Below are 12,074 nucleotides of genomic sequence, written 5' to 3'. Positions count from 1 at the left end.
GGCTTCAGCCGCTATAGTCCTGAAACCTTCAGTTGCATTCAAGGTCGCCTATTATGCCGCATTTCAAAAGCTTCGTACGCCTCATTTCCATGGGCACCCTTTGCACCACACTGCCCGCCATGGCTGAGTCCTCTCCTGTCTCCGACCTGGGCTGGACAGACAAGCAGTATATGGCGGCGCAAGTCGCCAATATTGAGGAACTGGTGCGGGATGAGTTTGGTGGCCAACTCCGGCAATCCAAGACCGATCTGGACTATCTGCAACGCATTATCAATCGGGGACTGATCGATAAAACGGATACCCGACGGCAGCAAGCATTGGGTATGGTTTTAGGCAATGTGCTGGCGCAGGAAACTGGCATGCAATGGTTTGTCTATGAAGATGGCGACGGCAGAAGTCGAGCCTTGTGCGTGCCCCAAACCGAGCACTGCCTGTTTCCGGTGACAATGCTGTCCCGACGCATGGCCGTAGGCCTCTATCCTGACGTCAACAAGATTTATAACGAAGCGTTAGAGATGGTGGCGCCAGTATTACCTCAAAACCCTTACGACGCCTGACAAGACAAACGCTAGTCGCAGCGTGCGCCCGTGTAGTGACCAAGGTCTTTTGACAGTCGCTCCCGGGCAATCGCCCGATAGGATCGGAACGATGCAGCCATGACACCGCTTTGTGAAGCCGCTCGCTGCTGCTTTTGACGTTCATCTTCCACGTAATAAGCCAGGCGATGACGCTTGGCTTTATCCGCCCCGTACAACACTGGCACCCAATCCTCAAGACAGCGCTGGGTACGTTCTACACTGAGCTCAAGGAACGGGAAAAAAGCGTTGTACAGGCCAACCAGATTCTTTTCACCCGGGGCATGCAGCCCGGAAGGGTTAAAAAACGTCAGGATAAAACGCGCTGGGAACAACACCAGATTGTGGAGAAACCGGACCAGTTCCACCAGGAAATTAACGGGTATATAAACCAGTAGTATCAGGCACTGCATGATAAAGCGGCCCACATTACCGGACCACACCAGACGCTCAAAACTGGGAGACCAGAACAGTCGTTTGAGGTTAAACAGGTTAGCCACCAACTGGCGACGCTGGTGTCTGCGCGCGATTTGGAAGCACTGAGACTCTGCTTCAGACAGCAAGCCCAACTGCTTGTTGTGGGGAATGAGTAAGGTCATTTCCTTATGCCTGCAACTGTAAAGCCCAATTTAAGGAACCAGCGTCATCATTATAACGAGGATTCCGGTACCGGATAGCCCCCGCCAGCGCCAGGACTACAACTAATTCCAGATATCCCGTCAAATTCAGACTATCACACTATGTGCCGGGACATATTAAGCACCATAGTACCAGCGTCCTTTAACACTCCGCAAGCGCCCGGCAGTGCGCCTCAGTGGTGGCTATCGACACCTTGCAGGAGCAACTGTCCTGGCAACCACTCATCCAGTGCCGTGATACCCTGACAGAAGTCATCTGGAAGCACTATTGCGCGCTGCCGTTTCAACCAGGTATCCATCTCCATACGTTGCTGTATGTCATCCGGCCCTTTAGCCGATGGCCAAAGGTGCAAAAGGACCGCAACGGCAGGGATCCAAAAACTGACCAAACCAGGCGCCCCAGCCATCTTTTTTTCCGGAGCAATCACAAATCCGTGTAAATACAACCAGTTAGCTACATCAATATGGCGTCGATCAGGGTATTGCCGCCCATCGAATGCCGGGCCGCTGTGCAGAGCCTGCGCTAGCGCGACCAGCTCGCCATCCTCCTTGAGCCGCTCCGGCCAGGTCACAAAAGGCACATTGGCGCCCTCCGTTCGTTGCTGCTCCCCACCCTGCAATCGCCCGAAATCTGTCAGCAGCCATCCTTTCAGTCCCCGTGTTTGCCAACCCAGGTACGCCAGTAACAGATTGACAAGTCTGGCAGGCAGCTCGAAATGCCTGCCAAGCTGGGTCGCAGAAAGCGGCGCCTCCGGCAAACCCGCCCAGATAGGATGATTGGCCACCGCTTCGGGCCAGGCCACATAATCACCGTATTTGGGGTGCTGCTGGTAAATGCCGCCCTCAAACCGCCCTTTCTCAGTTAAATGCCAGCGCCCATCCACTTTGACCATCCAATGTGCGCGGGCCAGCAATGCAAACACCTCTTTGGGCTCCTTTTGCAATGCTTTTGCCAGTGCAGTGGTCGATAAAAACGGGCCTGGGTGACTCATACAGGGCAACTCGCCGGGATATTTGCCGGACACAATACGCACTCACAAACAATGGGTCAAAGCTATCGCTATTGCCGAGCATTTTTTGTACAATGCGCGCCCTTTTTTCGTTGGAGGCCCGCAATACTGGATGGGCTACCGACATCACCGAGAATGTACATGTCCCTACCCACCAGTTTTGCCGAGCTCGCGCTCACCCCTGCCATTCTGAAAGCCGTTGCCGAACTCGGCTATGAACAACCCTCACCTATTCAGGCACAAGCCATCCCCCTTCTGCTGGAAGGCCACGATATCCTGGGTGTAGCCCAGACCGGCACCGGAAAAACCGCCGCCTTTGCCCTGCCCTTGCTGACCCGCGTCAACCCGGCCATCCAGGCCCCCCAGGTGCTGGTGCTCGCGCCCACACGCGAACTGGCGATTCAGGTGGCCGAGGCGTTCCAACGCTATGCCTGCCACATGCCCGGATTCCATGTTCTGCCGCTTTACGGCGGTCAGGATATGCGTGCCCAACTGCGCCAATTGCAGCGTGGCGCACAAGTCATCGTGGGCACCCCTGGCCGGGTGATGGACCACTTGCGCCGTGAAAGCCTGGTACTGAATCAGCTGCAGGCCATCGTACTCGATGAAGCAGATGAAATGTTGCGCATGGGGTTTATTGACGACGTCGAGTGGATTCTCGAGCACACGCCAAAACAGCGGCAGACTGCGCTGTTTTCAGCCACCATGCCGCCGCCCATCAAAAAAGTCGCTGACAGCTACCTGAATGCGCCCAAAGAAGTAAAGATTTCTCCGGAAAGCTCCACCGGCAGCAACATTGAGCAGCGTTACCAGATGGTCAGCGGGCACCACAAACTGGATGCATTGACCCGCATTCTGGAGGTGGAAGACTTTGATGCGATGATCATTTTCGTGCGCACCAAGACCGCCACCGTGGAACTGGCCGAAAAACTCGAAGCCCGTGGTTTTTCTGCGGCCGCGATTAACGGCGACATGGCCCAGAATCTGCGAGAACGCACCATCGACCGACTCAAGCGCGGCAGCCTGGATATCCTGGTCGCCACCGACGTGGCCGCACGCGGTATCGACGTCGAACGCGTCAGCCACGTGATGAACTACGACATTCCTTACGATAGTGAAGCCTACGTGCACCGCATTGGCCGCACCGGCCGCGCCGGCCGGAGCGGTAAGGCGATTTTGTTTGTCGCACCGAGAGAAAAGCGACTGCTGTTTGCGATCGAGCGCGCCACTCAGCAGAAAATTGAAATGATGGAGTTGCCCACGGGCGATACCGTCACCCGGCACCGCATCGATCATTTCAAAAAGCAATTAGCCGACACACTGGCCGAAAAACGCGAAGAGCTGGAATTTTTCTACGACCTGCTGGCCGAGTTCAGTGTCAGTCAGGATGTGTCAGCAGAAGAAATCGCGTCCGCGCTGGCCTATCTTTGCCAGAAAGACCGCCCGCTCCAGGTTGAACTGCCGGATATTCCCAAGTTTCAGGAACGTGGCAACAAAGGTGACCGCGACAATCGCCGCCCGCGCGACGAGCGCAGCGAGCGTAGCGAACGCGGTGATCGCCCGCGCGGCCGTCGACCAGAACCCGATGTCCCGATGGAACGCTTCAAATTGCAGGTGGGCAAAGAGCATGGCGTTCGCCCCGGCGACATCGTCGGTGCCATCGCCAACGAAGCCAATATCGACAGCAAATACATCGGCAACATTAAACTGTTTGACGGGTTTTCAACGGTAGAGCTGCCAGCGGGTATGCCGCCGGAAACGCTGAACCACATGCGCAATAAAGTCTTTATACGCGGCCAGGCAATTCGCATGGCGCCGGACGAAGGGCCCGCGTATCATGATGAGCGACCTGCACGTGGCAAACGCCCACCACGGGATCGTGACGCCGGCGGCTACAAAGATAAGCCGCAGGGAAAACGCCGCGGTAACGACGATGCACCTCGTCCGCGCAAGCGCAAACCGAAAGGCGAATAGGCCCCTATAAATAAGCCCGCAACGCGGGCTTATTTTTTATACAAACTGGGCTCGCCGTCCGGCCGGGTTTTGAAGCGATTATGCATCCACAAGTACTGGTCGGGATGCTCCCGCACCGCCCGCTCAATCATCTGATTCATCATTGCAGTATCCGCCACTGCATCACCTGTGGGGTAGTTCTGCAGCTGCGTCAGTCGCAATACATAGCCTTTTTGCCCCTCACGAAATGCCTCGGCGAAAACCACCGAAGCCCCCGTCGCCACCGCAAAATCGTGCACGCTTGTGACCGTTGCCGTGTTAACGCCGAAAAAAGGTACAAATACACTGCGCTTGCGGCCCAGATCCTGATCAGCCGCCAACAGACCTGCCTGCCCTGCGCGTAAATGTGAAAGAAACTCCGGCACTTGCTTGCGCGGCACCAAAGTGACCCCGTATTGTTTGCGGCTGCACGTAGCCATGTATTCCCACAAGGGGTTGTTATTCACTCTGAACAACACATGGAACGGGCGCAGCGTCGCCATATAAGCGAACACCATCTCAACACAGGTGTTGTGATGCCCGAAAAACAATACCGGCTTACCTGCGAGATCCTCCAACAGACCGCCATTTTCCACGCGGATAAATTTTCCAGGAGAGCCGAACCTGGGCCACCACACCAGTCCCGACTCAAACAGCGTCAGCCCGGCGCCGGCAAAACTGTCGCGCGCGATTCTGAAACGTTCTGCTTCGGATTTTTCGGGAAAGCACAGCTCCAGATTTCGCAACGCGATGCGCCGCCGGCTCTTTATCAGATAAAACAGCGCGACACCGATGCCACGCCCGACGGCCCGAATAGCCGGGTATGGCAGCCGGGTAACAGACCAAAGCAGGAAAAACCAAAGCCACAGTAACCAGAATTGCGGCAACATGTAGCGCCAACGAAACACCTGGTTGGCGAGGTGTTGCTCACTGGTATTGGATTGAATACCACTCGCCACAATCAGGCCTCATCAAACAACTGAATGTGATAACCAGATTCCACGGCGTCGCGCAGGGCTTTATCAGCGGCCAGCACACGCTTGTCCGCCGCCACATTAGCGGGCAGTTTTTTCCGGTTTTCTATGACAGCCTCGGCAAAACCCGCGCGCATCAAATAGATTTTGGCAAGATTTTCCGCACCGAAAAGGTCCAGAAAATTAATGTAAACGATAAAAGGGACTTGTTGACCCGCAACAATCCCTTCACGGGGCTTAACGGCTTTCGCAGAAATCGAAAATACGTACATACACTAACCTAGGTTGCAAGAATGACGCGTAAGGCGTCCAGTTTGAGCGATGCGCTGGCCAAGTATTCTTTGAGTAACGACTTGTCCTCAGACAAACGCTCGATTTCTACCGGTCGGATCGCGGGATTCACCACTGATAAAGCCTGCAATCGCTCAATTTCTGCGCCCAGCTTTTCCTCCACCGCGCTGACCGCCTGCGACATCAGACCTGTGCGCGCGCCTTCTACCACCTGCTCAGCGCGCTTGATGAGCAACGCGATGGGATCGCGCGCCTGCTTGGCAATTTGCTGGGCTGTATTGCGCGGAATTTTCTGCAACAGTGGCTGCAATTTGTCCTGGGGTAAAACGGCGGACAAATCCCGCCCCTGGGAATCTACCAGCACCCGCAGAGGCGTGACCGGCAAATACCGGAATAGCTGCAAAGCGCTCGGTGCCGCAACGCTGACAAGAAATACCGCTTCAAGCAGCAGAGTACCCGGCTTGATCGGACCAAGCTTCACCGTAGCGACTGCAGTATTACCGAAACCGCTGCTGCGGATCATATCCATGACGCCGGTTACCATGGGATGCTCCCAGGTCAGGAACTCCACATCCTCCCGCGACAGGGCCATTTCACGCTGATAGGTTACCGTGACACCATCGGCTGGCAGCTCGGGAAAATGCGCACATTGTAAATGATCGCTGGGCACCAATACCTGGCTGACCGAGCTGTGCGCTTCCTGATCGACGCCGTAGGCATCAAACACCCGGCTCATGTAATCTTCCAGCTCAATCCGGTTTTCCTGCTCAATAAGCGATTCGATCACCTGATCGGCCTTTTCAGTCCGGCAAGAATTCATCTCCAGCAAACGGTTGCGGCCCTGCTCCATTTTTTCACGCAGCTCACCAGCCCGCACACGCGTCTGTTCCAGTAATGTTTGCCAGTCGCCGCTGCTATCGGACTGCAATGCCGAACGCAATGCATCACCTAATTCGGCATAAACACCCGCGCCGATATGACACACCTGCTCAAATGCATTTAAGCCCTGATGGTACCATTCCAGCAACCGCGCGGTTTCGCTTGCGGGCACAAAGGGTACCCAGATATTCACATCCCGGCGCTGGCCAATCCGGTCCAGGCGACCAATGCGCTGCTCCAGCAGGTCGGGATTGTCCGGCAGATCAAACATGATGAGATGGCTGGCAAACTGAAAGTTGCGACCTTCACTGCCGATTTCCGAACAAATCAGCGCCTGCGCCCCCGCCTCCTGATCGGCAAAATACGCCGCCGCGCGGTCGCGCGCCACCAGGCTCAGGCCTTCGTGAAAGGCGCTCACCGCAAAGCCCTCTTCAAACCGCAGGTGTGCTTCTAGGTCTAGTGCGGTGTTGGCACTGTGGCAGATCACCAACACTTTCTCTGACGGGTGTTGTTTTAACCAGCCAGCCAGCCAATGGACTTTGGCACATTGGCGAGCCCAATCGGATTGGTCCGTATCGGCCACATCACCTGTGAGTTCAACGGCATGCAATATTCTCGAAGGGAAACCTTCTACTGCGTGGCGGGTATTGCGGAATAACACCCGGCCAGTGCCATGCTGATCCAGCACGCGGTCAATTATTTTTTGCGTTACTTCCGACTTTTCTTCAGGCGATTCGGCGGTCGACCAGGCCTGCAGCAGTTCGGGCGACACCCATTGCACCAGCTGCTCCGGTTCTGGTGCTTCACCTGCTTGCACCGACTGCAACAGGTCGCCCACCTTTTGATAATCCGACTCCTGCTGAACAAATGCCGCTAAGTCGTGGTAACGATCGGGATCCAGTAAACGCAAGCGGGCAAAATGGCTTTCGACACCCAGTTGCTCTGGCGTAGCCGTGAGCAACAGCAGTCCGAGCGCTTGCTGAGCCAGTGCAGCAACCACCCGATAGGCATCGCTTTCATTGCCGGCATCGCAGGTCAGGTGGTGCGCTTCGTCAACCAACAACAAATCCCAGTCACAGGCCAGTGCCTGCGCCAGGTGCGCTGGGTGATCCGTCATCAGTGATAGCGGGCAAATAAACAGCTGAGCCGATTCAAACGGGTTTTCCTGTGTCGGCGCTTCATCAACGTCCAGTTCATCTGGCTCAGCGCGCAAACGCTCTTCAGTCAGCAGCGTGAAACGCAGGTTGAAGCGACGCAACATTTCTACCAGCCACTGATGCACCAGTGAATCCGGCACCAGAATCAATACCCGGCTGGCGCGGCCGTTGACCAGCTGCTGATGCACAATCAGACCCGCTTCAATGGTCTTGCCCAAGCCCACTTCGTCGGCCAACAACACGCGCGGTGCATAGCGGTTGCCCACTTCATGGGCAATGTAGAGTTGGTGTGCCAACATCTGCACGCGCGCGCCCAACAAGCCATAAGTGGGAGATGATTGCTGCTTGCGCACCTGCTCGAGCGTTTCAAGCCGAAGATCAAAGCGCTTTTGGGAATCTACCTGGCCCGAGAACAACCGGTCTGCCGGCGTGGAAAACTGGACAAACGAATCCAGCTCGATTTCTTCCAGTAAACGCTCCCGACCCTGGTTGTCCAGACCGTGATAAATCAATATGCCGTCAAGGTCCTCCACCCGGGTGACCTGCAACTTGAGCCCGTCGGCCGAGCGGATGGTGTCGCCTTTCTGATAGCGAACGCGGGTGATGGGGGCATTATTGATTGAGTAAGTGCGGCGCTCACCGGCGGCGGGAAAGCTCAGGGTCACCAACCGGTCGGCCACATCCAGCACCAACCCCAGGCCCAATTCAGCCTCTGTATCGCTGATCCAGCGTTGACCCATCTCGAATTCTTGCAAGGACACCCAAAAACCTCTGCTGTACTGGCGAAAAAGGGTCGGCATTATACCTGCCGGCCGGCAGCTTAGGCGAAAAAAAACCGGCCGGAGCCGGTTTTATCGCCAAAGGCTGAATCAGATCTTGGATTCCAACTCAGGCACCGCGTCAAACAGATCGGCTACCAGGCCATAGTCGGCCACCTGGAAGATCGGTGCTTCCTCGTCCTTGTTGATGGCAACAATGACTTTGGAATCCTTCATACCAGCAAGATGCTGAATCGCTCCGGAAATGCCCACCGCAATGTAGAGATCAGGCGCAACGATCTTGCCGGTCTGACCGACCTGCATATCGTTGGGAACAAAGCCCGCATCAACCGCGGCACGTGAGGCACCTACAGCCGCGCCGAGCTTATCGGCCACTTTATACAACATCTCGAAATTGTCGCCGTTTTGCATGCCACGACCACCGGAGATGACGATTTTGGCACTGGTGAGTTCGGGACGATCACTCTTGGCCAGCTCCTCGCCAACAAAAGCAGAGATGCCGGCATCGTGGGCGGAGGCCACCTGCTCTACTGCCGCGGAACCACCTTCAGCGGCTACCGCGTCGAACGCCGTGGTGCGCACGGTAATGACTTTGATCGCATCGCTGCTCTGCACGGTGGCAATGACGTTACCTGCGTAGATCGGGCGCTGAAACGTATCGGCCGATTCAACCGCAATAATATCGGAGATCGCCTGCACATCCAGCAGTGCTGCTGCGCGCGGCAAAACGTTTTTACCCGTGGTCGTCGCAGGTGCCAGAATGTGACTGTAGTTTTTACCCAGCTCCGCAATCAGCAGACCCAGGTTTTCCGCCAGCGCATGGCCGTAGGCAGCGTTGTCGGCAACCAGCACTTTGGCGACACCGGCGACTTTCGCCGCGGCTTCGCCCACGGCGGCACAGCCGCTGCCTGCTACCAACAGATCAATATCGCCACCGATAGCCTGAGCAGCCGCCACGGTGTTCAGGGTTGCGGCCTTGAGGCTGGCGTTGTCGTGTTCAGCAATAACCAGAATTGTCATTTAAATCACCTTCGCCTCAGTTTTCAGTTTCTCCACCAGCTGAGCCACGTCAGCCACCTTGATGCCAGCCTGGCGTTCGGCCGGCGGCGCAACTTTCAGCAGCTTTACCCGCGCAGCCGTATCCACACCCAGGTCAGCCGGAGACATGGTGTCCAGCGGCTTTTTCTTGGCCTTCATGATATTGGGCAGCGACGCGTAACGGGGTTCGTTCAGGCGCAGGTCGGTGGTCACAATCGCCGGCAGGTTCAGTGCAACGGTCTGCAGACCACCGTCAATTTCGCGAGTGACGTTGACCTTGCCGTCAGCAACGCTGACTTCGGATGCAAAGGTACCTTGTGGCATAGAGGTCAGCGCACCCAGCATCTGACCGGTCTGGTTGTTGTCACCGTCGATGGACTGCTTGCCCATAATGACGAGATCGGGCGTTTCTTTCTCCACCAGCGCTTTCAATGTCTTGGCAATGGCGAGCGGTTCCAGTTCTGCATCGGTTTCTACCAAAATGCCGCGGTCGGCGCCCAGTGCCAGCGCGGTGCGGATTTGCTCCTGCGCCTGTTTCGGGCCGATGGATACCGCAACGATTTCCGTGGCTACACCCTTTTCTTTCAGGCGAACCGCTTCTTCTACAGCGATCTCACAGAAGGGGTTGATGGACATTTTCACGTTGGCAGTGTCGGCACCGGTGCCGTCTGCCTTGGCGCGAACCTTGACGTTGTAGTCAACAACGCGCTTCACAGCTACTAAAATTTTCATGGATTTCCATTCGCTCTGCTGATGAGAACACGAGCAAGGTGCCTACCCTGCTCACCAACTCGGTGCCTGCCCGGATTCGAACAAGCGTTTGAGGATGGCGCTTATACTGACCCCTATCGCGCGTAAAATCAAGCCGAACGCACGTTTGAGGCGACCGCCTACAGCCTAGACCAACCCTACCGAATTCTCCATAAGCCACGGATTTCAAGGCCTGCAGACAAACACACGAATTAAAACACTTGTTTTAATCATTGGTATTATTGATACTATGGCTCTATACTGCCAAGCAGATTTCACCTAACAACCAGCCAATCGCGGCGCCGATACAGGCGCGCGAACGCCAGACACGAGGAGACGCACGTGGAAAGAGAATACATGGAATACGATGTGGTGATCGTAGGCGCAGGTCCCGCCGGCCTCGCAGCTGCCTGTCGACTGCGTCAGCTCAACGAAGACATCACCGTCTGTGTGGTGGAGAAAGGTTCGGAAGTGGGTGCCCATATTCTTTCCGGCGCGGTATTTGAGCCCAAGGCCCTGAACGAACTGTTTCCCGACTGGAAAGAAAAAGGCGCGCCACTGCATACCGCCGTAAAGCGAGACGATATTTACCTGCTCAAAAACGACCAGGCCGCCAGCAAAATCCCCGGCCTGTTTGTGCCCAAAACCATGCACAATGAAGGCAACTATATCATCAGCCTGGGCAACCTGTGCCGCTGGCTGGCCGAGCAGGCCGAAGCCATGGGCGTGGAAATTTTCCCCGGTTTTGCCGCCGCCGAAGTGCTCTACCATGAGGACGGCAGTGTCAAAGGTATTGCCACCGGCGATATGGGTGTATCTGCCAATGGGGAACAAAAAGACAGCTATATGCCCGGCATGGAACTGCATGCCAAATACACCCTGTTTACCGAGGGCTGCCGCGGTCAGCTGGGTAAACAACTGATTGAAAAGTTCAGCCTGGACCAGGGCAAAGAGCCCCAGCATTACGGCATTGGCATCAAGGAGCTGTGGACCATTCCGGCCGAACAGCACGAACAGGGTCTGGTGGTTCACACCGCCGGCTGGCCACTGAGCGAAACCGGCAGTGCCGGTGGCAGCTTCCTCTACCACATTGAAGATAACCAGGTGGTGGTGGGACTGATTACCGACCTGTCCTATTCCAATCCGCACGTGAGCCCGTTTGACGAATTCCAGCGCTACAAACACCACCCCAAAATTGCCCAATACCTGCAGGGTGGCGAACGGGTATCTTATGGTGCACGCGCGATTGCCAAAGGTGGCATCCAGTCGCAACCCAAAATGTCCTTCCCGGGCGGTTTGCTGCTGGGCGACAACGCCGGCACACTCAATTTTGCCAAGATCAAGGGCTCACACACCGCAATGAAATCCGGCATGATCGGTGCAGAAGTGGTTGCGCAGGCTCTGGCCGCTGGGCAGTCTGGTACAGACCTGGATTACGCCAGCGCCTACCAGGCCAGCTGGGCCTATAAAGAACTGTGGGTACAGCGCAATTTCGGCCCGGCCCAACACAAGTGGGGCAATATTCTGGGCTCGGCCTATGCGTTTATCGATATCAACATTTTCAACGGCAATCTGCCCTGGACGCTGTCTGACCCGGTCCCCGATCACGCGCAATTGAAACCCGCGGCCGAATGCAAAAAGCCGGTGTACCCCAAACCCGATGGCAAACTCAGTTTTGATAAACTGTCCTCGGTGTTTTTATCCAACACCAACCACGAAGAGGATCAGCCCTGCCACCTGCGCCTGAAGGATTCGGATACGCCAATCAAGATCAATCTGGCGCAATATGACGAACCGGCCCAGCGTTACTGCCCAGCGGGTGTTTATGAAATTGTGGAAAACAACGGGGAAAGCCGCTTGCAGATTAACGCTCAGAACTGCGTGCACTGCAAAACCTGCGACATCAAGGACCCTACCCAGAATATTACCTGGGTAGCGCCGGAAGGCACCGGTGGCCCGAATTATCCGAACATGTAAAAAACAAGGGGCCA

10 protein-coding genes are annotated in these 12,074 nt (G+C 56.0%); 3 read left to right on the top strand and 7 right to left on the bottom strand.

Going from position 1 to position 12,074, the window contains the following annotated elements:
• Positions 1–53 precede the first annotated feature (53 nt).
• On the top strand, positions 54–557 hold the full coding sequence (locus tag M5M_RS02085; protein ID WP_015045807.1) for a DUF3806 domain-containing protein: 504 nt from the start codon (positions 54–56) through the stop codon (positions 555–557).
• Positions 558–568: 11 nt separating this feature from the next.
• On the opposite strand, the gene M5M_RS02080 is transcribed toward M5M_RS02085, so the two are convergent.
• Together M5M_RS02080 and M5M_RS02075 are read right to left on the bottom strand one after the other, a co-directional pair.
• On the bottom strand, positions 569–1,174 hold the full coding sequence (locus M5M_RS02080; RefSeq protein ID WP_015045806.1) for a hypothetical protein: 606 nt from the start codon (positions 1,172–1,174) through the stop codon (positions 569–571).
• Positions 1,175–1,386: 212 nt separating this feature from the next.
• A complete protein-coding gene (locus tag M5M_RS02075) occupies positions 1,387–2,205 on the bottom strand; it encodes a hypothetical protein (protein WP_015045805.1) in 819 nt (272 codons plus the stop codon).
• Positions 2,206–2,358: 153 nt separating this feature from the next.
• Here M5M_RS02075 and M5M_RS02070 point away from each other — a divergent pair, with 153 nt between their 5' ends.
• Positions 2,359–4,197 carry a DEAD/DEAH box helicase gene (locus M5M_RS02070; protein WP_015045804.1) on the top strand — a complete coding sequence of 613 codons (1,839 nt, stop codon included), beginning with the start codon at positions 2,359–2,361 and terminating at the stop codon, positions 4,195–4,197.
• Between the two features lie 29 nt (positions 4,198–4,226).
• On the opposite strand, the gene M5M_RS02065 is transcribed toward M5M_RS02070, so the two are convergent.
• The 5 genes from M5M_RS02065 to M5M_RS02045 form a co-directional block, all read right to left on the bottom strand.
• Positions 4,227–5,174, bottom strand: a complete 948-nt coding sequence (locus tag M5M_RS02065) for a lysophospholipid acyltransferase family protein (RefSeq protein ID WP_015045803.1) — start codon at positions 5,172–5,174, stop codon at positions 4,227–4,229.
• A 2-nt stretch (positions 5,175–5,176) separates the two neighbouring features.
• On the bottom strand, positions 5,177–5,461 hold the full coding sequence (locus M5M_RS02060) for a hypothetical protein (RefSeq protein ID WP_015045802.1): 285 nt from the start codon (positions 5,459–5,461) through the stop codon (positions 5,177–5,179).
• Between the two features lie 8 nt (positions 5,462–5,469).
• Positions 5,470–8,256: an RNA polymerase-associated protein RapA gene (rapA, locus tag M5M_RS02055; protein WP_015045801.1), complete on the bottom strand. Its 2,787-nt coding sequence runs from the start codon at positions 8,254–8,256 to the stop codon at positions 5,470–5,472.
• A gap of 129 nt (positions 8,257–8,385) precedes the next feature.
• Complete coding sequence (locus M5M_RS02050) at positions 8,386–9,315, bottom strand: FAD-binding protein (protein WP_015045800.1); 930 nt, start codon at positions 9,313–9,315, stop codon at positions 8,386–8,388.
• Complete coding sequence (locus tag M5M_RS02045; protein ID WP_015045799.1) at positions 9,316–10,065, bottom strand: electron transfer flavoprotein subunit beta/FixA family protein; 750 nt, start codon at positions 10,063–10,065, stop codon at positions 9,316–9,318.
• Between the two features lie 360 nt (positions 10,066–10,425).
• Here M5M_RS02045 and M5M_RS02040 point away from each other — a divergent pair, with 360 nt between their 5' ends.
• Positions 10,426–12,060 (top strand): electron transfer flavoprotein-ubiquinone oxidoreductase, encoded by a 1,635-nt coding sequence (locus M5M_RS02040; protein ID WP_015045798.1) that lies wholly within the window; start codon positions 10,426–10,428, stop codon positions 12,058–12,060.
• Positions 12,061–12,074: the final 14 nt, after the last annotated feature.

Source organism: Simiduia agarivorans SA1 = DSM 21679, from assembly GCF_000305785.2.
Lineage (GTDB): Bacteria > Pseudomonadota > Gammaproteobacteria > Pseudomonadales > Cellvibrionaceae > Simiduia > Simiduia agarivorans.
This window is presented reverse-complemented; position numbering and strand designations above follow the sequence as displayed.